This window comes from Lentzea aerocolonigenes (genome assembly GCF_000974445.1).
GTDB lineage: Bacteria > Actinomycetota > Actinomycetes > Mycobacteriales > Pseudonocardiaceae > Lentzea > Lentzea aerocolonigenes.
This window is the reverse complement of sequence record NZ_BBOJ01000024.1, coordinates 60,923-86,887: the sequence shown is the minus strand read 5'-3', so window position 1 is coordinate 86,887 and position 25,965 is coordinate 60,923. Positions and strand designations below refer to the sequence as shown.

The 25,965-nt window shown below is 69.4% G+C and carries 19 protein-coding genes; 6 read left to right on the top strand and 13 right to left on the bottom strand.

The window, feature by feature from the left end; all coding sequences use genetic code 11:
* Positions 1 to 14 precede the first annotated feature (14 nt).
* From AOM45_RS39080 to AOM45_RS39035, 10 genes are all read right to left on the bottom strand, one after another.
* Complete coding sequence (locus AOM45_RS39080; RefSeq protein ID WP_081902683.1) at positions 15 to 4,700, bottom strand: DUF6531 domain-containing protein; 4,686 nt, start codon at positions 4,698 to 4,700, stop codon at positions 15 to 17.
* Positions 4,701 to 4,891: 191 nt separating this feature from the next.
* Positions 4,892 to 6,265, bottom strand: coding sequence for a CHAP domain-containing protein (locus tag AOM45_RS39075; protein WP_156249762.1), 1,374 nt, complete (start codon positions 6,263 to 6,265; stop codon positions 4,892 to 4,894).
* Positions 6,266 to 6,297: 32 nt separating this feature from the next.
* Positions 6,298 to 7,746, bottom strand: a complete 1,449-nt coding sequence (locus AOM45_RS39070; protein ID WP_162185754.1) for a glycoside hydrolase family 19 protein — start codon at positions 7,744 to 7,746, stop codon at positions 6,298 to 6,300.
* Positions 7,747 to 7,799: 53 nt separating this feature from the next.
* Positions 7,800 to 8,672 carry a hypothetical protein gene (locus tag AOM45_RS39065; protein WP_051784580.1) on the bottom strand — a complete coding sequence of 291 codons (873 nt, stop codon included), beginning with the start codon at positions 8,670 to 8,672 and terminating at the stop codon, positions 7,800 to 7,802.
* Between the two features lie 119 nt (positions 8,673 to 8,791).
* On the bottom strand, positions 8,792 to 10,744 hold the full coding sequence (locus AOM45_RS39060; RefSeq protein ID WP_236703996.1) for a tetratricopeptide repeat protein: 1,953 nt from the start codon (positions 10,742 to 10,744) through the stop codon (positions 8,792 to 8,794).
* A 122-nt stretch (positions 10,745 to 10,866) separates the two neighbouring features.
* The gene (locus tag AOM45_RS51990; protein ID WP_162185755.1) at positions 10,867 to 11,220 is read right to left on the bottom strand and encodes a hypothetical protein; all 354 of its coding nucleotides are present in this window, start codon (positions 11,218 to 11,220) and stop codon (positions 10,867 to 10,869) included.
* 38 nt (positions 11,221 to 11,258) lie between these two features.
* Positions 11,259 to 11,996 (bottom strand): zinc ribbon domain-containing protein, encoded by a 738-nt coding sequence (locus AOM45_RS39050; protein WP_030472675.1) that lies wholly within the window; start codon positions 11,994 to 11,996, stop codon positions 11,259 to 11,261.
* A complete protein-coding gene (locus AOM45_RS39045; RefSeq protein ID WP_030472676.1) occupies positions 11,993 to 12,820 on the bottom strand; it encodes a Nif3-like dinuclear metal center hexameric protein in 828 nt (275 codons plus the stop codon). Before AOM45_RS39045 ends, AOM45_RS39050 begins: the two co-directional genes overlap by 4 nt.
* The gene (cobC, locus tag AOM45_RS39040) at positions 12,817 to 13,812 is read right to left on the bottom strand and encodes an Rv2231c family histidinol phosphate aminotransferase CobC (RefSeq protein WP_030472677.1); all 996 of its coding nucleotides are present in this window, start codon (positions 13,810 to 13,812) and stop codon (positions 12,817 to 12,819) included. The genes AOM45_RS39045 and cobC overlap by 4 nt, the downstream gene beginning before the upstream one ends.
* Before the next feature lie 36 nt (positions 13,813 to 13,848).
* The gene (locus tag AOM45_RS39035) at positions 13,849 to 14,055 is read right to left on the bottom strand and encodes a hypothetical protein (protein WP_030472678.1); all 207 of its coding nucleotides are present in this window, start codon (positions 14,053 to 14,055) and stop codon (positions 13,849 to 13,851) included.
* Positions 14,056 to 14,119: 64 nt separating this feature from the next.
* Between AOM45_RS39035 and AOM45_RS39030 the strand changes: the two genes are divergently transcribed.
* Positions 14,120 to 14,572: a low molecular weight protein-tyrosine-phosphatase gene (locus AOM45_RS39030; protein WP_030472679.1), complete on the top strand. Its 453-nt coding sequence runs from the start codon at positions 14,120 to 14,122 to the stop codon at positions 14,570 to 14,572.
* A 30-nt stretch (positions 14,573 to 14,602) separates the two neighbouring features.
* On the opposite strand, the gene AOM45_RS39025 is transcribed toward AOM45_RS39030, so the two are convergent.
* Positions 14,603 to 15,883, bottom strand: a complete 1,281-nt coding sequence (locus AOM45_RS39025) for an NsdA family TPR-like regulatory protein (RefSeq protein ID WP_156094344.1) — start codon at positions 15,881 to 15,883, stop codon at positions 14,603 to 14,605.
* Between the two features lie 67 nt (positions 15,884 to 15,950).
* On the opposite strand from AOM45_RS39025, the gene AOM45_RS39020 reads away from it, so the two are divergent.
* Both AOM45_RS39020 and AOM45_RS39015 read left to right on the top strand, forming a co-directional pair.
* Complete coding sequence (locus AOM45_RS39020; protein ID WP_236703990.1) at positions 15,951 to 16,556, top strand: DUF1349 domain-containing protein; 606 nt, start codon at positions 15,951 to 15,953, stop codon at positions 16,554 to 16,556.
* Positions 16,557 to 16,560: 4 nt separating this feature from the next.
* Positions 16,561 to 17,379, top strand: a complete 819-nt coding sequence (locus AOM45_RS39015; protein ID WP_051784584.1) for an SURF1 family cytochrome oxidase biogenesis protein — start codon at positions 16,561 to 16,563, stop codon at positions 17,377 to 17,379.
* Here the strand turns inward: AOM45_RS39015 and AOM45_RS39010 are convergent.
* Entirely contained in the window at positions 17,287 to 18,219 is a 933-nt protein-coding gene (locus AOM45_RS39010; RefSeq protein ID WP_059362930.1) for a cobalamin biosynthesis protein, read from the bottom strand. The genes AOM45_RS39015 and AOM45_RS39010 overlap by 93 nt on opposite strands.
* A 72-nt stretch (positions 18,220 to 18,291) precedes the next feature.
* Here AOM45_RS39010 and AOM45_RS39005 point away from each other — a divergent pair, with 72 nt between their 5' ends.
* The 3 genes from AOM45_RS39005 to AOM45_RS38995 are packed head-to-tail and all read left to right on the top strand — an operon-like array spanning position 18,292 to position 24,976.
* Positions 18,292 to 19,764 (top strand): DUF2397 domain-containing protein, encoded by a 1,473-nt coding sequence (locus AOM45_RS39005; protein WP_030472684.1) that lies wholly within the window; start codon positions 18,292 to 18,294, stop codon positions 19,762 to 19,764.
* The gene (locus AOM45_RS39000; RefSeq protein WP_030472685.1) at positions 19,761 to 20,951 is read left to right on the top strand and encodes a TIGR02678 family protein; all 1,191 of its coding nucleotides are present in this window, start codon (positions 19,761 to 19,763) and stop codon (positions 20,949 to 20,951) included. Before AOM45_RS39005 ends, AOM45_RS39000 begins: the two co-directional genes overlap by 4 nt.
* Complete coding sequence (locus AOM45_RS38995; RefSeq protein ID WP_030472686.1) at positions 20,948 to 24,976, top strand: TIGR02680 family protein; 4,029 nt, start codon at positions 20,948 to 20,950, stop codon at positions 24,974 to 24,976. Before AOM45_RS39000 ends, AOM45_RS38995 begins: the two co-directional genes overlap by 4 nt.
* A 68-nt stretch (positions 24,977 to 25,044) precedes the next feature.
* Here the strand turns inward: AOM45_RS38995 and AOM45_RS38990 are convergent, their stop codons facing one another.
* Positions 25,045 to 25,938, bottom strand: coding sequence for a serine hydrolase (locus AOM45_RS38990; RefSeq protein WP_156094345.1), 894 nt, complete (start codon positions 25,936 to 25,938; stop codon positions 25,045 to 25,047).
* Positions 25,939 to 25,965: the final 27 nt, after the last annotated feature.

Genomic DNA, 25,965 nt, shown 5'->3' with positions numbered 1-25,965 from the left:
GTGCCGATCCTGCCCTACACCGGGACCGGCACGGGGACGGGAATCGGGATCGGCACGGGAATCGGGAACCCCTCCTCGAACTTCTGCCGCCACACCTTGCTGCGCACCCGCTCCGGGGTCTTGTCCTTCTCCTCGAAGTAGATGTGGCCCGCCGGGTTCTCCAGACCCCAGACGTAGATCGTCTTACCGCCGGTCAGGAAGTCCCAGAAGCCCTCGCTGACGTGGTACGTGTCCGCCCAGTCCATCAGCTCCCGGCCGCGGTCGAAGTGCACGTTGTCGTACCAGAAAGCGAGGTACTGGTAGTGCCCGAGCTGGGCGTCGACCTCGGTCGTGGTCGCCGGGCCGCGCCAGCGCTTGACCTCGTAGATGTTGCGTTCCTCGGTCACGATGTCGATGCGGAAGGTGTCCATGTAGTTGTCCGGCGGGCCGACCTCCCAGTCGACCTTCTCGCTGATCGTCGTGCTGAAACCCTTGTTGTCCCAGAGGTTGTCCCACCAGCTCTGCCGCCGCACGTTCAGCTCGTGGATCGTGAACGCCTGCGAGGCCCGTTCCGGCTGACGGCCGTGCCACAGCGCGTCCAGGCAGCTGTAGTCCGCGTCGAGGCAGTCCTCCGGGACGTAGCCCCTGGTGCGGTACACGTGGTTCTGGAAGCACTTGTCGTGCCTGGTGATCGCGTTGGTCGACGGCGGGCAGTTGGGCGTCAGGCCCGCCAGGATCGCCGCCACCGCGCGGAACAACGCGTCGGTGATCGCCCACTCGCCGAGCGGGTCGGTGAAGTTCACCGGGTCGTTGTTGCCGTAGACGTAGGCGCTCACCGGGTTGGCCTGCCCCGCCTTCGTCGCCACGGGGTCGCGGCTGAGGAACCGGCCGGTGCCGGTCTCGTAGAACCTCGCCCGCAGGTACACGGCCTGCCCGAGCGCGAGCTCACCCCGGTAGCCGAACTTCGGCTTGTCCGGGTTGGACGTGTCCGCGTCCTCACCCTTCTGCGGTGCGCCGAAGACGTCGTAGCCGTCGGCCTGCACCCAGTCGTGCGTCTGTCCTGTTCGGACGGACGAGCCGTACGCGTCGCGGGAGAACGTGGCCGACTTGTGCCGGGTGTCCGCGAACACGCGGCCGTAGCCGTAGACGAAGTCCGCTTCCCCGTTCCCGCTGTCCTCCTGCCGGCCGTCCTCGCGCTGGGACAGCACCTGCGGCACCGGGTCGCCCACGCTCCACCGGTACCGGGACGTGCGCTGATGCTTGCCGCTGTCGTCCTGGTCGCCCTCGGACTGCGTGAGCGCGACCAGGAGGCCGTCACCGTTGTAGGTCGCCTGCGTGCGCTCGGTCTTGTGGTGCCGCGTCGTCGCGGACGCCACCAGCAGACCGAAACCGTTGTAGGTCAACGTGGTCCGCTCACCGCGGTCGGACTTCTCGCCCGCCCGGCTCTCCAGCAGCCTGCCCACGGAGTCGTAGGAGTAGTCGGTGTGCCGGTCGCCGGTCTCGGCCGCGGTCAGCTGGTCGGCCGCGTCGTAGGTGAGCTTCGTGGTGGTCTTGCCGCGCACGACGCTGGTGCGGTTGCCCGCCGGGTCGTAGGTGGCCCGCAACGGCTCGACGTGCTTGCCGCCCACCGAAAGCAGCTGCCCGGCAGGGTCGTAGCGGTACTCGCGCACGGGGTTGCCCTCGGCGTCGAGGTCGTGGCCCCTGCCCTCGGTCTCCGTGAGCACGCGGCCGTCGGCGTCCCTGGTGAACGCGGTCATCCGCGCCGAACTGCCGGGCCCCGACTCCTCGTACCGCGTCAGCAGGCCGCCGGTGTAGGCGTACTTCCGCGCCCACTTGCCCGGCAGGTCCTCCGCGACCAGCCTGCCGTCCGCGTCGAGCGCGTACTTCGCCTCGCCCGCCTTCGGGTCCTTCAACCCGACGAGCCTGCTGTTGCGGTCGAACCGGTAGTCGATCTTCAACCCGTCCGGGTACTGCACCGCGGTCCTGCGGCCGGCGGCGTCGTAGGACGAGGTGAACTTCGCGCCGTCGGGCTCGGTGACGGTGGTCAGCCGCCCGGCCGCGTCGTAGCCGTACTCGTGCTTGCCGGTGCCGTCGGTCATGGACGTGCGGCGTGCGGCCGCGTCGTAGCCGAAGGACACCACCGAACCGTCGCCCGCGCTGCGCTTGACCAGCTCACCGACGGCGTCGTACTCCATGCGCAGCACCTTGCCGTCCGGTTCGGTGACCGCGACGAGGTTGCCGGACGCGTCGTACTCGCGTTTCGCGGTGCGTCCCAGCGGATCCGTCGACGAGGTCTGCCTGCCCGCCGAGTCGTAGGCGAACTTCGTGGTCGCACCCTTCGGATCCGTCAACGACGTCAGGTTTCCGGCCGGGTCGTAGCCGTAGCCGGTGCGGCCGCCGTTGGGGTCGACCGCGGCGATCATCTGCCCGGCGGCGTCGTACTCGGTGCGCCGCACCGCACCGGTGGCGCTCGTCGTGGTGATCAGGTCACCCCGTGCGGAGTACTCGTACTTCGTCACGCCGCCCCGCGGGCCGGTGACGGTCAGAACCCGTCCGTCGGCGTCGTAGGTGAAGCGGGTCACCAGTCCCGCGGGCGTGGTCTGCGCGACCCTGCGCCCGTCGGCGTCGTAGGTGTTGCGCGTGACACCGCCCTCGGGGTCGAGGGTCTCGGTCAGACGTCCGGCCGCGTCGTACCGGTACTCGGTCCTGTTGCCGAGCGGGTCGATCACGGCCGTCAGCCGACCGGCGGCGTCGTACTCGTACTTCGTCACCGCGCCCAGCGGGTCCGTCCGCGACGTCACGTGCCCGGCGGCGTCGTAGCCGGTCCGCCACACCGCCCCGGTCGGGTCCGTGCGGCTGGTCTCGCGGTTGCGGGCGTCGTAGGTGTACCGCGTCGTGCGTCCCGCGGCGTCGGTGGTGGAGACGACGTTGCCGCGGTCGTCGTAGCCGGTCACCACGGTGCCGGCGGGCTCGGCGCGTTCGGACTGCCTGCCGTCGGCGTCGTAGGAGTAGCGCACCACCGCACCGGTGGGCGCGGTCGAGGTGCTGAGCCGGCCGAACTGGTCGTAGCCGTACTTGCTCACCGCACCGGCCGGATCGGTGCTCGTCGCGACGTTGCCGTCACCGTCGTAGGTGAAGGTGCTCTTGCGCCCCAACGGGTCTGTGGTGGCGATGCGCTGACCTGCGCCGTCGTAGGCGTGGGCCGTGACGCCGCCGGCGGGATCGGTCGTGTCCTGCAGCAGCCCGGATCCGCTGTACCGGTTGCGCGTGACCTTGCCGGACGGGGTCACCTGCGCGGTGATCCGGCCGGCGACGTCGTACTCCACTGTGGACACCCGGCCCTGCGGCGACGTCGTGGTGGTGCGCCGTCCGGCGGCGTCGTACCCGAACTTCGTGGCCTGTCCGAGGCCGTCGGTGACCGAGGTGAGCCGGCGTCCGGCGTCGTAGCCGAACGTGGTCTTGCCGCCCGCGGGGTCCACGGTCTCGGTGATCAGCCCGTCCACGACGGTGTTCCTGGTCGTGGCGCCGTTGGGGTCGGTCACCGCGGACGGCACCCGGCTCTCGCCCGCGTACTCGTACCGCGTGGTGCCCTGCCCCGCGTCGGTCGCGCTGGTGAGCCGGTCGCGGTCGTCGTAGGAGAACGACGTCGTGATCTCCCCTGTCGTGCGCCGCACGACGTTGCCGCGTCCGTCGTAGCCGAGCTGCACCTTCGCCCCGCCGCGCGCGACCACCTCGACGAGCCTGCCGTTGTCGTCGAACGACTGGCTCACCGACTTGCCGGCCGGGTCGGTGGCCTTCACCAACCGGCCGGCGTTGGAGTGCTGGTAGACGGCACGGGCACCGTTGCCGGTGCTGGAGACCGTCGTGATGGCGTTCGGGTCGTCGTAGGCGAGGTCGATTCCTCCCCCTGCCACGAAGTCCTGGTGCCGCACGCGATCCCGCTCGTCGTAGACGTTCGCGACGACGCGTCGGCCCTCGGCGTCGAACACGGCCGAAAGACGTCCGGCCGGCGTGTACTCGTACCGCGCCACCGCACCTTCCGGTGACGTCGCGGCGGCGAGCCTGCCCTCCGGCGAGTAGTCGTACTTCACCGCCCGTCCGTCACCGGACTCGACCTTCGTCAGGCGGCCCGCGTCGTAGGTGAAGGTCAGCCGCTCGCCACCGGAGTGCGCGACCGACGTCAGCCTGCCCTCCCCGTCGCGGCCCAGCGACGTCCGTTCGCCCTCGGCCGCGACCTCCTGCAGCTTGCCGGAGGTGTCGAACGTCCAACTGCCGCCCCGGTTGTCCCGCAACGAGAAACGGCCGTCGGGCTCGCGCCGCAGATCCGCGTCGAGGTCCTGCGGCCGCCGGAAACCACCACCGTCGCCGGGCACGAACGTGAGCACCCGCCCGTCGTCCCCGTGGTACGCGACCGATCCGTCGTCCCCCAGCACGAGATGTGCGCTGTAGGTGGTGCTCCAGCCCGCGCCGAGAGCACGGTCCGAGCGGTCGAGCGAGTTGTAGGTGCGGGCCAGCGCGAGCGGCCCGAAGCGCAGGTCGACCGACGTGCGCGTGACGTTGCCGGTGGCGGTGTTGACCCCGTCGCCCGCCATGCCGAAGCTCGGCTGGGCGCCGAACAGCTCGGCCACGGGTCTGTCGATCGCGGCCGCCGCGGCCGCCGAGAAGGGCGCGCTGGACAGCACCAGCACACCCGTGAGCAAGACAGCACAAGTAGCCCTCATCGGGCTCCCCCGATTCCCCCAGGTGCGGACGCGCAGAGGTCCGCACAACTGCCGCTCGGCTCCATCCCCATTTCGCCGGAAGCGGTCCTGCCACTCGAACGTAGCGCCGCTCGCCGTGCGCGCAATAGGGCATTCGGCCCACGCGAAGAGGGGCCGTCGCGGTGACGGCCCCTCTTCGCGTTCGGTTGGAATCAGTAGTTCGTCAGCTGGAAGTCCGCGACGCCGCTGGTCTGGTTGACCCAGGAGCCGTACGGGCCGCCTTCTTTCACGGTCAGCGAACCGTTGTCCTGCAGAACACCGATGCGTCCGGCCTTGGCGTCGACCTCGATGGCCTTGGCGGCGCTGAGCTGGTTGATCCAGCCCGCGTAGAGGGTGCCCTGCTTCACCGTGGCGAGACCGTCGTTGAACACGACGCCGATGTAGTCACCGGAGAGGTCGAAGTCCTTGACGTTGCTGGTCTGCTCGACCCACGACCCGTAGAGGCCGCCGTCCTTGACGGTGAGCGAACCGTTGGTGCGCAGGGCACCGATGCGGTCGCCGTTCGCGGAGATCTCCAGGTCGGCGACGTCACCGAGCTGCGTCGTCCAGGACTCGTACAGGTTGCCCTTCTTCACGTACGCGGTGCCGTCGTTGCTGACCACGCCCAGGTAGTCGCCGGAGAGCTCGACTTCCTTGGCGTTGCCCATCTGCTCGACCCAGGTGCCCTGCGGGCCGCCTTCCTTCACCGCGACGGTGCCGTCGGTGCGCACGATGCCGACGCGGCCCTTCGACGACTCCAGCGAGAAGTCCTTCACGCCGCCAGCCTGGTTGTACCAGGTCTCGTAGAGGTTGCCCTGCTTGACGAACAGGTCACCGGACGCCGTCAGGACACCGATCATGTCACCGTCCACTTCGGACTTCACCACACCGCCGCCGTACTCGTTGAGCCAGCCGTCGTAGAGGTTGCCCTCCTTGACGTGCACCGAGGAGTCGTTGAAGCGGACGCCGATGCGGGACTTGATCGGGCGGACCGCGCTCACGCCGGCGGGGCTGACGAACGCCGAGATGGTCTGGCCGGCCACCGACTGGCCGACGCGGCCGCCGCCGATGGCGTACTGGACGGTCGAGTTCATGGCGCTGGTGCCGCCGAAGTTGCCGTTGATGGTGCGGATGGTGCCGTTGGAGTTGACCGCGTCGACGAGGGCGACGTGGTCGGCCCGGCCGGCGCCGTAGTAGTTGAAGACCACGGCGTCGCCGACCTGCGGGACGTAGGACGAGTCGTTGTGCAGCGTGCCGTTCTGCTCGCCGTAGAGGTAGAAGCTCCCGGCCGCGGGGCTGAGGCGGTCGACCTTGAGGTCGCGGTTGCCCCACACCCATCTCGCGAAGTCCGCGCACCAGAAGTGCTGGAGCCGGCAGCTGTCCATGAAGCCCGTTCCGCCGAGGCTGTTCGTGCTGCAGGTCGTCTTGCCGAGGTTCGCGGCGGCCAGGTCGCGGACGTCGGTGCGGGTGTCGGCACTGGCCGGGATGATGCCGAGCAGGGCCAGGGCGGAGGCGGCGAGAACGGCGGTGACGGTGCGCTTGGACATGGTGATCTCCTTGAAGCTCAGGGCGAAGGGGGTCAGCGGGTGCACTTGATGGAGCTCTCGGCGACGGGGAGAGAGCCGCCGTTGAAGTAGGCGAGGGCCTTCTTGTAGGAGGCGCAGCGGTTCAGCGACTCGGTCGGGTCGAGGTCGTACGAGTAACCGATCGCACGGCCGACGCCGCCCATGTCGTAGGCGTCCGCGGAGGCGTTGATGTTGCGGGCGACGGTCCAGTACCAGCGGGCGATCTTGGCGCTCCACTCGACCTTCGCGGCGTCCTCCGGGTGGCTCAGGAAGTCGTGGCCGAGGTAGCCGCCCGCCGCGCGGTAGTTGAAGTCACCGGTCAGCTGGACGAAGCCGCGTCCTTTGTAGACGGCGCCGTTGCCGGCCTCACCGGCGTTGTAGCGGAACCCGCTCTCGTGCTTGAGGGTCGCGAGGAACGCCGCCTTGCGCGTCGGCGAGGTGATGCCCGCCGCCTGCATCTCCGCGTTCAGGTCCGTCAGACCGGCCGCGACGGTGTCGGTGGCGTAAGCGGAACCGTAGATGTTGACGATGTCCTGCTGCGAGACGTGCCGCCCGCCCTGGTTTCCGACCGCCGCGGCCAGCCGGAAGCTCTGCGCGCCGCCGTACTGGTTGACCCACGAGCCGTAGAGGCCGCCCGCCTTGACCGTCACCGTGCCGCCGGTGGTCAGCACGCCGATCCGGTCACCGGCGATCTGCAGGTCCGCCACGTCCGAGATCTGGTTGACCCACGTCGCGTAGAGGTTGCCCTCCTTGACCGTGGCGAGGCCGTCGTTCGTGACCACACCGATCATGGAGCCGGACAGTTCGAGCTTCTTCACGTTGGCGATCTGCTCGACCCAGTTCGACCAGAGACTGGTCTCCTTCACCGCGACGGTGCCGTCGGTGCGCAGGACACCCACCCGGTCTGCGGAGAGCTCGAGGTCGGCGACGTTACCCATCTGATCGACCCACGAGGAGTACAGAGTGCCCTCTTTGACGGTCGCGACGCCGTTGTCGAGCACGACGCCCACGCGGTTCCCGGACAGCTCGAGGTCCTTCACGCCGCCGGCCTGCTCGACCCAAGTGGCGTTGAGGTCACCTTCCTTGACCGCGACCGTGGAGTCCTGGCGCAGGACGCCGATCCGGCTCCCGGTGAGGCGGAAGTCCTTGACGTTCTGGGCCTGTTCCGTCCAGCTCTCCCACAGGTTGCCCTGCTTGACGAAGAGCTTGTGGTCGGTCGTGAGGACACCGATGCGGTCACCGGCGATGTCGAACTTCTCGACCCCGCCTCCCATCTCCTCGACCCAACTGGCGTAGAGATTGCCCTCCTTGACCTCGAGGGCACCGTTGCTCAGCACACCGAGACGGTGGTTGCCGGACGGGAGCTCGCCGGCGGACACGGTGGCCTGCATCGCGGTGAGCGCGATTCCGGTGACGAGAGTGGCCGCGGTGAGTCGGGCGAGAACGTTCTTGATCGTGGACATCATCGGCTCCTTGCCGGAATTGCTCGGGAGAGTTTTTCGGGGGTTTTTCTTTTTCACGCGGAGGGCGCGGCGAGACCGATCTGCTGAGCACCGGAGGCCTGGTCGGCGAAAGAGCCCTGCGCGCTTTTCACGGCCGCGGTGCCGTCGGTGAACAGCACCGCGACGCGGGTGCTCGTGAGCTCCAGGTCCGCGACGTTCGACGCCTGCTGCGACCAGGCGCCGAACAGACCGTCCTTGACCAGGGCGTCACCGCCGTCCGACACGACGCCGATGCGGTCGCCGGACAGCTCCAGGTCCCTGATGCCGCTCGCCTGCTCCACGAACGCACCGGCCCCGTCCTTGACCGCGGCGGTGGCGTCGGTGCGGATGACGCCGACACGGGTGCCGGTGAGCTCCAGGTCCTTGACGCCGGACGCCTGCTGGGTCCAGGCCGCGAAGAGATCGCCCTGCTTGACGTGCGCTTCACCGTTTTTGGTGACCACGCCGATCCGGTTGTTGGTCACCTCGAAGTCGGTGACGTCGGCGGATTGCTCGACGAACGCGCCGTGGAGGCCTTCCTTGACGACCAGCGTGCCGTCGGTGCGCAGGACCGCGATGCGGTTGCTCGACAGGCGGAAGTCCTTGACGTTCCGGGCCTGCTCGGTCCACGTGGCGCCGAGCGACCCCTCCTTGACGTGCAGGGTGCCGTCGGTGTTCAGAGCGCCGATGAGGTTGCCTGCGACCTCGAACTTCTGCACGTCACCCTGCAGCGTGGTCCAGGAGGAGAAGAGGCTGCCTTCCTTGGCCGACAGCGTGCCGTTCTGGAGGATGGCGATCCGCTCGGCGCCGGCTGGGAGCTCACCGGCGTTGGCGGCCATCTGGCTGCCGGCCAATGCGATTCCGGTGATGAGCGAGGCTGCGATTACGCGACCGAGAACGTTCTTCATTTCCCCCACCAGGTTTCTCTCATCGGCTTGTTCCTTGCGATGGGAGAAGCTTGGCGGGGGTGGCTGAAAGAAAGCTCAAGCGGCTTCTAAAAGCCGCTCACCTGGGGTTTGAGCGGGTTCTAAAACTTTTCCAAAACCTCGCTCAGACGGTCACGTACGACTCTGGTCCGTTTGTGGTCAGGCCCCAGCACCCGCTCGCTGGTGGCCAGGACCGACTCCAACAGCCGGATCGCCTGTTCCAGGTCACCGGTCGAGGCACGAGCAGATGCAAAGTTCATCGCTGACACCAGCGTGTCTGGATGTTCCGGTCCGAGCACCCGATTCTGGACTTCCAGGACCGCCTCGAGCAGACGAGCAGCTCGACCCGTTTGACCGCCATCCGCGTACGCACAGGCCAAGTTGTTCCTCGCGAATAACGTCTCCGGGTGGTCTGCCCCCAACACTCGCTCGTAGTCACCAAGATTGGTCTCGTACAGCTCAATCGCCTGGACTTGATCACCAGACGCTTGGTAGGCGTGTGCCAGGTTGTTCCTCGACCGCAGCGTCTGCGGATGATCAGGTCCCAACACCCTCTCCCGATCAGCACGCACCGACTGCATCAGCGGAATCGCCTCGGTCCAGCCGCCTTTCTCCCCGTAGCAGCTTGCGAGGTTGCCCCTCTGGTTCAGAGTTTCCGGGTGATCAGCGCCCAGCAGTCTCTCGGTGTCAGCGAGGGTCAACTCCAACAAGGGGATCGCCCGATCCAGATCGCCCACCGCCTTGTAGGCGTATGCCAGGTTGTTCCGCATGATCAGCGTGGCCTGGTCCTCAGAGCCACAGAGACGTTCGTAGCCGCTGAGGGCACGGATCTTGTAGCTGATGGACGTCGCGACATCCCCTTGGTTCTCGACGAAGCGGGCCAACTCGTTGAGAGTCCAACAAGCCTCAAGGGAATCATCGTCCGAACTCGTGTTGGCGAAGATCGCCCGGATGTGCGGCAGAACCAATCGGAAGGCAGGCCACGCCGCAGGATCGCGAGCGTCAAGTTCCTTCAGCACCTCTGCGAGACAGACCCAAGCTGCATCACGGGAGGCGGCCACGTCCTCCGGCAGCCGATGACGATCATCGGGGTCGGGCGTGCGTGAGACGGCCTGGATCAGGCGGTGCACCGAGATCGTGTCCACGCCGAGCGTGATCATGCTGTGCGCCGCCAGCCTGCCCAGCGCCTCCGTCAGATCCGGCTCCTCGAACTGCAACGCCAGGAAAGCACGGGGAATCCCGTCCGGTGCGTACCAGGCCAAGTGCCGCAGCAGCCGGCCCGCCAGAGGGGTGTCCGCGAGGCGGTCCAACGTCACGTGCCAGACCCGCGCCATCGTGCGCTGGGCGTCGCCACCCTCGGCCGTCGCGGTGAACATCCGAGCGGGATACCGCTTCAGCAGCTCCAGGTAGTCACCAGGGGTGATGTGAGCCTGACCGATGTAGGCCGCAGCCTGCTCGACGGCCAACGGCAACCAGCCCAGCTCCTCACACAGTTCCGAAGCACCGGTCAGGTCCGCGGAAGGCCAGTCCAGCCGCACGATCTTGGACAGCAGTTCCTCGGCCTGCTGCGGCGACAACACGTCCAACGACACGGTCGTCACGCCGCGCCAGCCTGTGCCCTGCCTGCTGGTGATCAGGACCGCGCCGGAGCGGACGCGTTCGAGCAGGCCTGCCACGTCGCCCGGCGTGGTGAGGTTGTCGAGCACCAGCAGCCAGCCGTCGTGCGTCGCCAGCCACTGCACGGCGAGCTCGGTGCGTTGCTCCAGCGGGAGGTCTGCGGCGTGAGGGGCGAACGTCGTCACCATGTCGGCGAGGCCGGTGTCGATCGCGGTCGGTGAGTCGGCGGTGATCCACCAGACCACGCTGTAGCGCTGAGCGTGCAGGCGGACGAACTCGGAGGAGAGCGTGCTCTTGCCGACGCCGCCCAGGCCGTGCACCGCCACTACCGCAGCGCGGCCCGACTGCGCCAGGGCGTCATCGAGGCGCTGCAGTTCGGTGGACCTGCCGACGAACTGCTCGGTGCTGGCGGGGAACCTGCTCAAGGCGGGCGACACCTGAACCGAAGCCACGTCCGGGACCGCTGCTCCGCCCAAGACCAGGTCGCCCTGCACCACGCCGACCGCGGTCGCGCCGGTCACGCTGCCGGCGAACGAGGCCCTCGGCGTGGCCGGCGTGGCTAGGCCTGGGGCCGCGCCGGCGAGGGAGGGTCCGGTGGGTGTTCGACGTGGACGCCGGTGGTCGGGCCCGAGCCGGAGCCGCCGGTGACGTTGCCGGTGAAGACGATTCCGCCGTGGGTCGCGGTCGGAGTGCTGGAGCCGCTCTGGCGCAACGCCACGATCAATGCCACGACGGCGACGAGCAGGCTCGCGATTCCGGCGATCCAGCTCAGGGCTTCCAGGGCCGGACGGGCCGGGTGGTTCGCGTCGGACAAGACGACCGGGACGCCGAACCGCAGCAACGCCCACACGGCGCCACCGCAGACGATGGCGCCACCGCAGACCCACCACGCGCGATTCTTACCGGCTGTCACGACGGGATGATCGCAGAGTTGCGTCGGCCGTTACGAAATCAGAGACCTGACTCCGTGGTGCGGACCAGGATCGCGCCGCACTCCTCGCACCGCACGACCTCGTCCGCCGCCGCTTCCTTGAGCTTCGACACGGCGCTGCGGTCCAGCTCGATCCGGCACGCGCCGCAGCGGCGGGACTGGATGAGGGCCGCGCCGATGCCGCGCTGCTCACGCTGACGGTCGTAGAGCTTCAGCAGGTCGTCCGGGAAACCCTTGGCCATGACCGCGCGGTCGGCCGTGCGCTTGGTCTCGGTCGACTCCAGGTCGGCGAGGGCCGCGTCACGGCGGCCGGTCGCGCCTTCCAGGGTCTCGCGGGCCTTGTCCAGCTCGACGCGGGCGAAGGAGGCGTCGGCCTCGACGGCCTCACGGCGTTCCATGAGCTCGAGGAGGTCGTCCTCCAGGACGCCCTGGCGGCGCTGGAGCGTCGCGAGCTCGTGCTCCAGGTCGGTGAGCTGCTTGGCGCCGACCGAGCCCGACTGCATCAGCTTGCGGTCGCGGTCCTCGCGGGCGCGAACCTGGTCGATCTCGGTCTCCTGGCGCTTCACGTCGCGGTCGAGGTCACCGAGCGTCGTCTCGACGGCCACCAGCGCGTCCTGCTTCGTGCGCACCTGCTGCTCGGCGGCCGCGATCTCCGCGATCTCCGGCAGCGTGCGGCGACGGTGCGTGACACGCGCCAGTTCGGCGTCGACCTCGGCGAGGTCGAGCAGCCTGCGCTGCACTGCGGGATCGGCTTTCACGCATGTCCTCCTGCTGCTGAACTCGCCGCGCCGACGGTCCACGGATCGGTCCGGCGGGTGGAGACGAGTACGTCGACCCTACCGCCGAACGCCTCCCGCAGGATCTCCGCCGCCTGCTCGCACCACGGCCACTCGCTGGCCCAGTGCGCCACGTCGACCAACGCGGGGCCACCGGACTCGACGTGCTCGCTCGCCGGGTGGTGCCGCAGGTCGGCCGTCACGTACGCGTCGACCCCGGCGCTCTTCACCAGGCCGAGGAAGCTGTCGCCCGCGCCGCCGCACACCGCGACCCGCCTGACCAGGCGTTCCGGGTCGCCCGCCGCCCGCACGCCCTGCACGGTCGCGGGCAACGCGTCGGCCACGCGCTGGGCGAAGACCTTCAGCGGTTCGGCCTCCGCCAGCTCGCCGATGCGGCCGGTGCCGGTCTCACCCGACGGCTCCGCCGGTTCGAGTGGTCCGGTGACGTGCAGACCGATGGCCTTCGCGAGGGCGTCCGACACGCCGGGGAGCGCGCTGTCCGCGTTGGTGTGCGCGCAGTACAGGGCGGCACCGTTGCGGATCAGCTTGTGCACCAACGCACCCTTGGGGTCGTCGGCGGGAACCCCGTTGACACCGCGGAGAAGCAGCGGGTGGTGCGCGAGCACGAGCTGCGCGCCCACCTCGACCGCCTCGTCCACAGTGGACGACGTCGGGTCGACGCACACCAGGACCCTCGTGACCTCTTCCCGCGGATCACCGCAGACCAGGCCCACCGCGTCCCACTGCTCGGCGGTCTTCGGCGGATACGCGGCCTCCAGCACCGCGATCACGTCGGCGAGCTTCACGCGAGTTCCTCCATCACTACCCGCAGCGCGTCCACGAACACCGCGAACTCCTCCGGCGGCCGGATCGCGACGCGCAGGTACGTGTCGTCGAGTCCGGGGAACGTGTCGCAGCGCCGCACCGCGATCCCCTTGTCCCGCAACGCTTCTCGCGTACCCCTCGGCGCCCTGACCAGCAGGAACGGCCCGTTCGGGGGTACGACGACGAGGTCTTGGAGCTGCTCCAACGCGTACGCCGCGTGGGTGACGCCTGCCAGCGCGAACCGCTTCGAGGCCTCCAACGCCTCCGGCTCGCAGCAGGCGGTGATCGCTTCCAGCGTCAGGCTGCCGACGGGCCAGTGCGGACGGCCGTGCGCGAGCCGTCCGAGAGTTTCGGGATCGCCGAGGAGGTAGCCAGCGCGCAGCCCCGCGAGGCCCCAGGTCTTGGTGAGGCTGCGCAGCACCAGCACGTCCGGGTCGTGCGCGAGCGACTCCGGTTCGCCCGGCACGGCGTCCATGAACGCCTCGTCGACGACCAGGCGGCCGGGCAGGGTCTTGAGCTTCGCGGCCTCGTGCAGCACCGACGTGGGGTTGGTCGGGTTGCCGATGACGGTGAGGTCGGCGTCGGACCGCACATCGCCCAGCCGGAAGTCGCCGCTGAGCAGCACGTGTTCCACCGGAATTCCGGCGTCGCGGAAAGCCACCTCGGGTTCGGTGAAGCCGGGGTGGACGATCGCGGCACGGCGCGGCGAGAGCTTCGGCAGCAGCGCGAAGCCCTCAGCGGCACCGTTGAGCAGCAGAACCTCGTCAGGCGAGCGCCCGTGGCGGCGTGCGACGGCCTCACGCGCGCGCTCTTCAGCCTGCTTCGAGGGGTACCGCCCGAGTCCGTCGAGCGCCGCGGCCAGCCGGTCGCGCAGCCAACCGGGCGGGTGCGGCACCCGCACGTTGACGGCGAAGTCGGCGAGGCCTGGTGCGGCGTCGACGTCACCGTGGTGGCGCAGGTCTGGGCTGGTCATCGCCGAGATACTAGGCGACCAGCTCAGAGCACCGCGTCACTGCATGTAGCGGCGGAGCTCGGTGAGGTGGCTGATCAGCTCGTCCAGCTGGAACGCGTCGAGCTGCGCCGACTCACCGGGCGGGGTGCGGAAGCAGACGCGACCCTTCTCGTTGAGGTACACCTCGAACGCACGACGGCGCCCGAGGGCGTCGGTGCACCCGATGATCTCCCGTTGCGGGGGCACGTCGGTACCTGTCTGCATGGGCGGCCTCCATGTCGTTTGTCCGTACATCTTGCGACAGCGGTTGAGCGTTACCGTGTGGCGCGTGAAGGTCGCCTTTGTCTGCACCGGCAACATCTGCCGGTCCCCCATGGCCGCGCTCGTGTTCCGCGAATGGCTGTCGCGGGAAGGATTGTCGTCTTTCGTCACCGTGTCCAGCGCGGGGACCGGTGGGTGGCACGTCGGCGACCCCGCCGATCCCCGCGCGCTGAAGACGTTGGCGGACAACGGATACCCCACGGACCACGTCGCCGCCCAGGTCTCCGAGCTGCACTTGGACGCCGATCTGCTGGTGGCCCTCGACACCGGCCACGCCCGCTCGTTGCGCCGGATGGCCGATCCCGACCGCGTCCGGTTGCTCCGTTCGTTCGACCCGGACGCCGACGACGTGGACGTGCCGGACCCGTACTACGGCGACGACACGGGGTTCACCGACGTGCTGGTCATGATCGAAGCGGCGATGCCGGGGCTGATCGCGTGGGTGCGCGAGCAGCTGTGAGGACGAACTTCTTCAGGAAGCCGTGACCTTTCACCCGCGGACATCTGTGATCCGGCGCACAACGCCGAGGGTCTCACTACCGCCTCGCCGAGCGGCACGTTCCAGTGGCTCCAGACGGTCGCGGGCACGCTTGCTGTTGAGCTGGCCGACGAGGTCCAACGACTTCGTCGCCACCCGTACGCCCTCGTCGACGTCGCCACTGCGGAGGTGACACGTCGCCAGTTCGGCGAGGTCGAACGAACTCGCGAGCGCGAAGCCGTCGCCTCGCTGACGCAAGCTCCGACGAAGCGCCGCGACGGCCTTGTCCCACGCACCCAGCTCGCCCCAGGTCACACCGACTGCGGCGAGGAGCTCCGACTCGTCGAAGAACGTCAACCAGTCGGGCAGCTCGCCCTCCGCGTGGAAGTTCTCCACGGCCAGCGACAGCGACCGCTCAGCCGACTCGCGGTTGCCCATGACCGCATGGCAACGCGCCTCCCGCACTTCGAGCAAGGCGCACAGCCTCGGTGACCTCGACGCCAGGGCCACGGGATAGCCGAACTGGAACAGCCTCAACGCCGCGTCGGGTGGCCCGTGGTACTGCTCCATCCGACCCGCGCAGTAGAACAGCATCGCCTGCAACGGCAGGTTCTTGGTCTCCTGCGTCAGCTCCAGCGCGGCGAGCAGGTGATTCCGCGCCTGGTCAAGACGCCGCATGTCGAAAGCCGCGCTCGACGCTCGCCTGTGCAGCAAGGCCACCGCCTCGAACAACGCAGGCCTGGTGGTGTCCCGCATCGAAGCATGGAGCAGGCGCCGCGCCCACCGCAGCTGCCCTTCGACAGCCGCCAGCACCAGCCCGCCACCGAACCGCGACTCCAGCACCGTCAGATCCCGCAGCACGCGGTTGAGGATCTCGACGTCACCCGGCCCCACCCGGGAAGGCACCGGCGTTGCTTCGTGTTCGTGCCCTTCTCGCGCCGGCCTGCCGAACACCGGTTGACCGACCACGGTCTCGGCCGCATGAGCGAGGAACGAGGCGCGCTTGGCACATTCGTCCCGCTCCGACGAATGGTGAGTCACGTCGTACTCCAGCCCCAGATAGCCGCGCGGGATGCCCAGGCTGAGCGCGATGCGTTCGAGGAGCTCGTACGCCATGACCTGGCGACCACCGATGATCTCGGAAATCTCGGACTGGTTCTGGCTCGTGATCAGCGCTATCTCTCGTTGAGCGACACCGTCCTCGACGAGCAGCCGGAAGACCGTCCCGATGTCGCGGCAGGCCAACGCGTCACGCATCTCGGGACGGTCCCAGTAGGCCTTGAACCTGTCCATCGCCTCGAAGGTACTGCCGGGCACCGACACGGGCCCGGCTCATCGGCCAAGGTGATCGGCCGGACCGATGAGCGCGATCGCCGGACGGTCGTTCCGGCTGGTCGAGCGTGCCAGGATGATCGTCATGGATCTCACCGGCTGGACCTGGCTGAACGAGCCGCAGAAGTGGTCGACCGACCCTCTGACCGTGCACGCCGACCCGTCGTCGGACTTCTGGCGCCTCACCGGCAACGGCGTGATCCGCGACAACGGCCACCTGTTCGGGGTGTCGCTGACCGGCGACTTCACCATCACGGCGACCTTCAGCGGCGAGTACGCGGCGCAGTACGACCACGCCGGCGTCGGACTGCTGGTCGACGGCGAGAACTGGATCAAGGCCGGGATCGAGGTGTTCGACGGGAAGCAGCAGGCCAGCACGGTCGTGACGCGTGGGTTCTCGGACTGGAACCTGGCGTTGGTGGAGCCGTTCGAGCGGTTCACGGTGTCGGCGGAGCGCAAGGGTGACGCGGTGTGGGTGCGGTACGGGGTGGACGGCGAGCAGCCGGTTCACGTGCTGCGGAAGGCCTACTTCCCGCCCGGGGTGGAGGCCAAGGTCGGGGTGATGGCGGCCAGCCCTGAGGGTGAGGGGTTCGTTACCCGGTTCCACGAGGTCCAGCTCACGCAACTACCGTGAAGACGTGCGGTTCAAGTTCCTCCTCAAGCCGGGTTGGCTCGCTCTGACCCTGGCCGTCTGGGTGTTCGCGGGTGCCTGCATCTACTTCCTGTCGCCGTGGCAGTTCGGCCGCAACGACGAGCGTCAGGCGCAGAACTCCGCCATCACCAAGTCGCTGAAGAGCGACCCCGTGCCGTTCGGCGCCCAGCACGACGAGTGGCAGAAGGTCGAGCTCAAGGGCCGTTACGTCCCCGAGCTGGAAGCCCTCGCCCGACTCCGCACGGTCCAGGGCGAGGCCGCGTTCGAGGTCATCACGCCGTTCAGGACGACCACCGGCCACACCGTCCTCGTCGACCGCGGGTACGTCAGGCCCGTCAACGGCATCAAGCCGCCGAACTTCGACGCACCGCCCACCGGCGAGGTCACGCTCGTCGGGCTTGCCAGGCCCAACGAGTCGAACGAGCAGCCCGCGTTCGAGCAGGACGGCCGGAAACAGATCTACTCGATCAACAACAAGGCCGTGGGCAACGACATCGAGCCCGGCTACTACCAGCTGATCGAGAACCAGCCGGGTGCGCTCGACGTGCTGCCGCTGCCCCGGATCGAGTCCGGGCCGTTCTTCTCCTACGCGCTGCAGTGGATCGCGTTCGGGGTCATGGCGGTCGGCGGCTGGCTGTACTTCACCATCCGCGAGGCGCGGCCGGGCGGCGTGCTCTACGAGGGCCGCACGAAGAAGAAGTCGATCGCCGAGCTACTTGCGGAAGAGGGCGATGAAGGCGCTGACGACGCCGGCGCCGAAGCCGACGACTCGGGACAGCTCCACGGCTCGCGTCACGTGACCTGAGTCCGGGTTGCGGCCGTGGCCCATCACCGGGCGCTCTTCGACGCCGTGCGAGTAGACGGTGCGGCCGCCCAGCCTGATCTCCAGCGCTCCGGCGAACGCCGCTTCGACCTGGCCCGCGTTGGGTGACGGGTGGGCTGAGGCGTCGCGGCGCCACGTTTCCAGCGCCTGCGTTGCCGATCCGCCCACCACGGGGGCGCCGCCGACGGTCAGCAGCGCGGCCAGCCTGGAAGGCAGCAGGTTGAGCAGGTCGTCGAGGCGTGCGGAGGCCCAGCCGAAACGCTGGTAGCGCGGGGACTTGTGGCCGACCATCGCGTCCAGCGTGTTGGCCGCGCGGTAGCCCAGCAGGCCCGGAACGCCGGCGACGGCGCCCCAGAACAACGGTGCCACGACGGCGTCCGACGTGTTCTCCGCCACGGATTCAACGGTCGCCCGCGCCAGGCCCAACGTGTCCAACCGAGACGGGTCACGGCCGCACAGGGAAGGCAGACGGTCCCGCGCGGCGTCGAGGTCGCCCTCCGCCAGTTCACGGCCCATCGACGTGCCCTCGACGGCCAGCGAACGACCGCCGAGCACCGCCCACGTCGCCACGCCCGTGGCCAGCGCCTGGGTCAGCCAGTGGCGGCGGGCCACGCGTTCCACGGCCACGCCGAGTGCCACGGTGCCGCCGACCAGGACGGCCGAGTACGCGACGCCGGCGGCCTGGGAGTCCGCGTACACGCGCTTCTCCAGGGCCGCGGCGGAGCTTCCGAATGCCGCTACCGGGTGAAATCGGCGTGGATCACCGAACACCGCGTCCGCGGCCACGCCCAGCAACAACCCCAACGCGCGCCCCGCGCCCACGGCATCCTCCCCAGCTCGCTGTGGGCACGGTAGCGCCGCACCACAACACCGCGCGCATTAGGGTGGCCGGTCGTGGAGCACAAGCGGCTGAAGCTGTACGCCTATCTGGACGCGCGCGATCACCAGCGCACGTACCTGGCGATCATGCGGCTGTTCACCTCCACGCTGCTGGCCGACCTGTCCGCGGGCGAGGTGGCCGGAGCGCTGGCGGGTCAGGAAAGAGAAGGCCGCGTAGAGCCCGGCGAGAGCCGCATCGAGAACGTCATCAACCGACTCAAGCAGCTGGTCGAGTGGGGCAACCTCGTCCAGGGGCGCAGGGAGGTCGTGGCGGCCAGCATCGCCGAGTTCCAGCACGGCAGCGTCCGGTACCAGGTGTCGAAGCTCGCCGTCCGCGTCCAGCGCGACGTCGACGAGCTGCTCCGGGTCCCCGAAGGCGCCCGCGAGGTGTCCAGGGAGCTCCTCCCCGCCATTGAACGCGGCCTCAACGAGCTGGGCGGATCCCTCTCCGTGGCCCTGCTCAACGAGGGCGACAAGACCAAGGAACTCCTCGCCGAACGCGTCACGACCCTGTTCCTGCAGCACGCCGAGCTCGCCGCGACCGTGCGCGACTTCTACGCCTATCTCGGCCAGGTCGTGACGCGGAACCACCTGGCGCCGGACGAGATCGCGGGCTTCCGGAACCTGCTGGTCGAGTACATCCAGCGGGTCGTCGAGGACGTCCTGAAGTACACGCCCCCGATCGCCGAAGCCCTGGCCCGCCTCACCAAGGCCCGCTCCGAACTGCTCAGGCTGCTCAGCACCGACCTCGGCGCCAGCGTCGAACGCGCCCGCGGCCGCACCCCCGAGGACTGGCAGGAGCTCACGGACTGGTTCGTCGACAGGCCCGGCCGCCCGAGCCAGGTCACGGCGCTGCGCGAGGCCACGGCCCGCGCGATCGGCAGCCTCCTGGCCAGCGTCAAGCGAGCGACCTCCGGCGGCGGCCTGCTGCCCGGACGGCGCGCCGAGCTGCTGAAGCTCGCGAGCTGGTTCGACAACTCGACGCGTGAACAAGCCCACGAGATCTACGCGGCCGCGTTCGGCCTCTACAGCGCCCGCCACCTCTCCCCCGCGCCGGAACACGACTCGGACAACGAGCGCACCCCGTGGCGCGACGGACCGGTCTGCGACGTGACGGTTTCAGTGCGGACCCGAGGCGACCGAGGCGCGCGTGGACGGCCGTCGCGGATCCTCGACGACCCGATGACCGAGCAGTCGCTGCTCGCGGAGGCCAGGGAGGCCGACGAGATCCGCGCACGACACGTCGCGGAACTGACGAAGGCCGCCGGAAACCTGGAGAACACCACGCTGACGCACGGCGCGTTGGAGGTCTTCTGCGAGCTGCTGACGCTCGCGATGGCCCAGCGCGACTCGCCGCAGGACAGCGGATCGGCCAGCGATCCCGTGCGCGGCCTCAAACTCGAGATCGCCCACGGCACCACGACGCAGATCCGCTCCGCCGCCGGGACGCTCACGCTGCACGACGCGACGGTGGCGCTGAAGCAATGAACCACTTGGACAACCTCTCCGACATCGACGCCGCCAACGTGGTGCGGTGCGCCCGAACGTTGCTGCGCAGGCCAATGCTCCGCAGCGACGGCCCCGACGGCGAGCTGCTCAGCCTCGTCTACCGGCACCGCGCGACCCTCCAGGACCTGTTCGCGGGCCTGCTCGGCTACCGGCTCGTCGTCGAACGACGGTTCGCGCGCCTCTACAAGTCCGGCCCCGGCCACGACGACACCCGCGGCGTGCTCAGCATGTCCCCGCGCGGCTACGCGTACCTGGCGCTCACGCTCGCGGTCCTCACGGGCATCGGCCGCCAGACGCTGCTGTCCCGCCTGGTCGCCGACATCCGTTCCGCCGCAGTGGAAGCAGGCATCGACGCACCGGACGACGTCACCGAACGACGCGCGCTCACGGCCGCGCTGCGCCACCTCGTTTCCCTTGGCGTGCTGCAGGAAACCGAGGGTTCGGTCGCGCAGGACATGATCCCGCAGGAAGCGCTGATCACGATCGACACCGACCTGCTGGGCCAGCTCGTGACGGGCCCGGTCGGTGAGGCCCAGGACCCAGCTCACCTCGTCGAACTGGCTGCCCGCCCCGGTCCGCGCGGCGTCGAGCACGCCGTGCGGCGCAAGCTCGTCGAGACGCCGCTGGTGCTCTACGCGGATCTGCCGGACGACCAGGCGGAGTGGCTGCGCCGCAACCAGCGCAAGGAAACCGCGTTGCTGGAGCAGGCTTTCGGCCTCTACACCGAGTGCCGCGTCGAGGGCGTGCTCGCCGCCGACCCCGAGGACTTCCTGACCGACCTGTCGTTCCCCGGCGTCTCGACGGTCGCCCGCATCGCGCTTCTCGCGCTCCCCGATCTGGTCGAGGGCGACGAGGAAGACCCGCCCGCACGGCACGTCGTGACCACCGAACGCATCGGCGAGGTCTGCGCCGCGCTGGTCGAGGACTACCCCGCCGCGTGGTCGAAGCAGTTCACCGACGACCTCGACCGGCTGGTCGCCGAGGTGACGGAGTTGTTGCGCCGCATGGGTCTGGCCGTCCCGACCGACGAAGGCTGGTCCATCAGCGCGGCCGCGCACCGCTGGTTGCCGTCCCCCGACGGCGATCCCGAACGAGAACAACCGGAACCCGTTGTCGTGCCCGAAGTGCCGAGCTGGTCCCTGTTCGACGAGGAGAACGTGTCATGAGCAGGTGGCGGCTGCACCGCGGCGGCGTGGTCAACATCTGGCAGTACACCGAGCAGACGTTCGACTTCTCCGGTGGCCGCGCGATCTTCCAGGGCACCAACGGTTCCGGCAAGTCCCGCACGCTGGAGCTGCTGCTGCCGCTGTGCCTCGACGGCGACCTGCGCCAGCTCGGCTCCAAGGGCTTCGACACGGTCAGCATCCGGCGCCTCATGCTGGACGACTACGACGGCGGCCCGAACCGCATCGGCTACGCGTGGGTCGAGCTGATCCGCGAGGCCGCCGACCACTCGGGCAACGAGTACCTGACGTGCGGTCTCGGCGTGAAGGCCTCCAAGACCTCGCAGGCCATCACGGACTCGTGGCGCTTCGTCACGCCCATGCGCGTCGGCACGGAACTCCAGCTCGCCGGTCCGGAACGCGTCCCGCACGGCCCCGCACAGCTGCGCGACCTCATCGGCGCGGACTGCATGTTCGAGGAGCCCGCGTTCCGCGCGAAGATCGCCGAGAGCGTCTACGGCGTGCCCGCGGCCCGGTACGGCGACCTGCTGCACCTCCAGCGGACGCTGCGCAACCCGGACGTCGGCCTGAAGGTGCTGGAGGGGCAGCTCGAACAGATCCTGAGCGACGCCCTGCCGCCGCTGGACCAGACGATGGTCGAGCAGCTCGCGACGTCGTTCGACGACCTGGAGTCGATCCGCGAGAACATCGTGCGACTGTCCTCTGCGGACAGTGCGCTGAGCACGTTCCTCAAGACCTACAGCGACTACGCGTTCGGTGGGCTGCGGTCGGCTTCGGAACGGCTGGAGGCCGCCGAGAAGTCGGTGGCGAAGCTGCGCCGCGAGCAGTCGAAGCTCACCCAGGAGCTGGACCTCACGCGGATGGAGCGTGCGGCGTCCGAGCAGGCACTCGTCGACATGGAGACCGGCGAGCAGCAGGCCGAGGAGACCATCGCGGCGCTGAAGGAGCTGCCGGCGTTCCGCGACCTCCAGGATCTCAAGACGCGCGAGAACCTGGTGGCGGAGAAGCGTTCCTCCGCCGTCGCCGCTCTCGAGACCGCTCACCGCCAGCGCGCCCAGGAGGACGCGGCCGTCGACAACGTGCTGCGCCTGCTGCGAAGGCTCGCGGAAGACCTGAGCGCCGCCGACGCGTTGAGCGACCCGTTGCGCGAGCACCTGCGCCTGGCCGGCATGGACGCCGACCTCGCGCCGGACGTGCCGCAGGTGCCTCCCGCCGAGGCGACCGTGACCACGGACTCGGTGCGCGCCAAGCCCGATCCCGAGGCCGGGCCGCTGCCGATCGAACGCCGCGTGCCGCCCGCCGCCGCGACCGAGGACGTGCTGGCCGCGCTCACGTCCGTCGTCGACCAGACCTCCGGCATCGCTTCCCTCGCACGCCAACGGGGTGCGCTCGCGCTGTCGTTGCACGAGCAGGCGATCGCGCTGGACTCGCAGCAACGCGAGGTGGAGTCGTTGCGGCAGAAGACCCGCGACGCCCAGCACGGCGCGACCGAGGCGACCGCGCTGCGCAACCAGGAGATGCAGGAGCTGGCCGAGGTCGTGCAGACCTGGCTGGAGCAGGTCGAGGTCTGGACGTCGAGCGGCCCGCTGCTCGACGAACGCCCCGCCGAGACCCTGGTGTTGCCGCAGACCGCCGATCCCGCGGCTGCGAAGACGTTGAGCACCACCGCGCGCGAGTGGGCAGGGCCTCTCGTGCAGGCGGCCCGCGACGCCGCCCACGCGTTCACCCAGCAGCGCACCGAACTGCGCGCTCGCCTGGACACGCTCGACGAGGAACTGGTCGGCCTGCGCTCGGGCAACGAGCGCGTTCCCGTGCCCGGTCAGTACACGTCGGCGGCCCGCGACACCACCAAGGGCGCCCCGTTCTACCGGCTGGTGGACTTCGCGCCCTCGCTGACCGACCCGGAACGCGCGGGACTGGAGGCGGCGTTGCAGGCGAGCGGCCTGCTCGACGCGTGGGTGACGGCGCACGGCGGTGAGCTCGACGACGTCCTGGCCGTTCCGCGGGACGCCGTCGACGGCCGTTCGCTGTCCGAGTTCCTGGTGCCGGCGGTGGAAGGATCACCGGTGCCGGAGTCGCTCGTCGCCGACCTGTTGCGCGCGGTGTCGTTGGACGACATGACGACCACGGGTGACTGGCGCACGGGCGTGCTGACCGGTCGCTGGGTCAAGCCCGAGGCCGAGTTCATCGGTGCGGGCGCGCGAGAAGCCGCTCGGGGCCGTCGAATCGCGGCTCTGGAAGAGGAACTGGCCGAGCTGCGCGCACGACTCGGCACCGCTGAGGACGAACTGGCCCGCGCCCACGAGCACGTCGCCACGTGGGAGGCGCACCTCGCGGCGTTCCCCGGCGACGGCGAGCTGATCGCGAAGCACAGCCGCGTCCAGGCCGCCGAGGAGTCCGCGGCACGCGCGCAGCAGCGCACGTTCGAGCTGCGCGACGCCCTGGAGAACGCGAACGCACGGCTGGAAGCGGCACGATCAGAGCTGACCCGCCAGGCAGGCGACGCCGGTCTGCCGTCGGACACCGAGGCGCTCAGGCAGGCCCGAGCAGCGGCGTCGGAAGCCCAGCGCACGGCCGATCTGCTCGGCGACGCCGTGAAGAGGCGTTGCCAGGGCACGATCTCCGACCTCACCGACGCCTCGCACCGCTACCACGAGGCCGTCGCCGACCGGCGGACCGCCGAGGCCGACGCCGACACCCGGTGCGTCGACTACGCGGCCCAGGCAGGGACGCTCGCCGAGCTGACCGACGCGGTCGGCGGCGAGGCCAAGGAGATCAGCGAGCAGCTCACGTCGTTGGAGAAGTCGCGCAAGAAGATGCGCGAGGACCTCAAGGGAGTGCGCGAGAGCATCACGACCGCGCGTGAGCAGGCGGCGAAGCTCGAAGCGTTGCTGGAGACCAACTCCACGCAGGTCGCCGACGCTTCCGAGGCGCTGGACCGCGCGTCCGCGAACTTCCAGGCGACGGTGCGCGCACCGGGCCTGTTGGCAGCGGCTTTCCCCGAGGCTCCCGAGGAAGCTCTGGTGCGCCAGGCCATCGCCGAGACGCCGGACCGGCGCGGCGGCACCGAGGCCACCGTGATCGCCAAGTTGCAGGCCCTCCAGACCGCGCTCGCCGGCAGCCACGACATCGCCGCCGAGCAGCACGCGGGCCTGCTGACCGTGACGGTGACCGGTGAGGAGGGCGCGAAGCCCGTCGCCGTCGCCGCCCGCCAGGTCACGACGAAGCTGGCCGAGCAGCGCGGGTTCCTCGACGAGCAGTACCAGGGCATCTTCGCCGACTACCTGATCCGCGACCTCGCGGAGTGGCTGCGCGGCCAGATCACCGTCGCCGAGGACCTCACCAAGCGCATGAACGAGGTGCTCTCCCAGGCCCGGTCCAGCCAGGGCGTGCACGTGAAACTCGCCTGGAAGTCGTCCAGCGCGCTCGACGACCAGACGAGGCAAGCGCTTGCGCTCGTGCGGCTGCCGTTCGGCGAACGCACGCCCGAGCAGGACGCGACGCTGCGCCGCGTCTTCACCGAACGGATCGAGAACGAGCGCGACACGCACTCCGGCGGCTACGCCGAAATCCTGTCCCGGGCGCTGGACTACCGGACGTGGCACCAGTTCACGGTGACCGTCGCCGACACCGGCCCCGACGGCAACCCGCGCGAACGACGGTTGCGCCAGCTGTCGTCCGGTGAGACCCGGCTGATCTCGTACGTGACGCTGTTCGCGGCGGCGGCGAGCTTCTACGACGCGGTGAGCAACGAGTTCGACCCGTTGCGCCTGGTGCTGCTGGACGAGGCCTTCGAACGGCTCGACGACCCGACCATCGCGCGCATGCTGGGCCTGCTGGTCGACCTCGACATGGACTGGGTGATCACCTGGCCGAGCGGCTGGGGCGTGTCCGACAAGATCCCGCGCATGCACATCTTCGACGTGCTGCGGCCAAAGAACGGCCGTGGCGTGGCGTGCACCCAAACCACCTGGGACGGCGCGGCGCTGGACCGGATCGACCCCTAGGCTCGCGATGAAGGGTCCCTTCATCCACGTGACGTGGATGAAGGGACCCTTCATCGTTTTCAAACGGGTCAGTCGAGGATGCGGTCTGCCAGGTGCACGGCGCGCGTGAGCCTGGTGATCCGGTCGGCGGACACGTCCCAGGTGGTGCCCACCGGCTCCAGCGTGAGCACGACCATGATCTTGCGGTCGTCGCGCCCGTAGGTGCCGGTGGTGTGCATCGCCGGACGCGTCAGGTCGACATCGGCGGCCGAACGCAGGCCCTCACCCACCGGACCGTCCTTGCCGACACCGGGATAGGTCGGCGGCTTGGGCGACTCGACACACGGCCTGGGCGGCGTGTCACCGAAGCGCGACCACCCCTGCTTGTAGGCCAGCGCACCGTGAACGACGCTCGGCAGGCCGAACGACTGGTCGAAGCCGTCGGTCGCGCACTTCGTCGCCTGGTGCAGGTTGCCCATGATGAAATCGCGGAACTTCGGGTGTGCCTGCTCGAGCACATAACGGTAGATCTTGATGACATCGGCCGCGCTGAGCGCCGTGTAGCCCCAGAACCCGACCTTGACCGGCGGTGCGGTGTCCTCGAGCCCCAGCTTCACGACCATGCGTTCGACGATCTTCTCCCAGCCCTCCTGGACCCAGAGCTCCGAAGCCGCGTTGTCGTCGCTCGACCTCAGCATCGGCTCCAGCCGCACCAGGTCGGCCTGCGGGATTTCGGCGTCAGGGCCGCGCTTCTCCAGGTAGTCGAGCGCGATGAGGATCTTGACCACCGACGCCGAGCGGTACTGCTTGTGCTCGTCCCAGGCGATCGTCGTACGTCCGGTCTTGCGGTCGAACACGGCGAACGCCGCCTCGGCGTCCACGGCGATCTCAGCCCGGGGGTCGGCATTCGCGGGCAGTGGCGCCAGGAAAGTTGCCATGACCGCCGCCGTGACCCCTGCGGCGAGCAGTCGGATTTTCTTCATGTCCCAGTAGACGCCTCACGTGTCGAC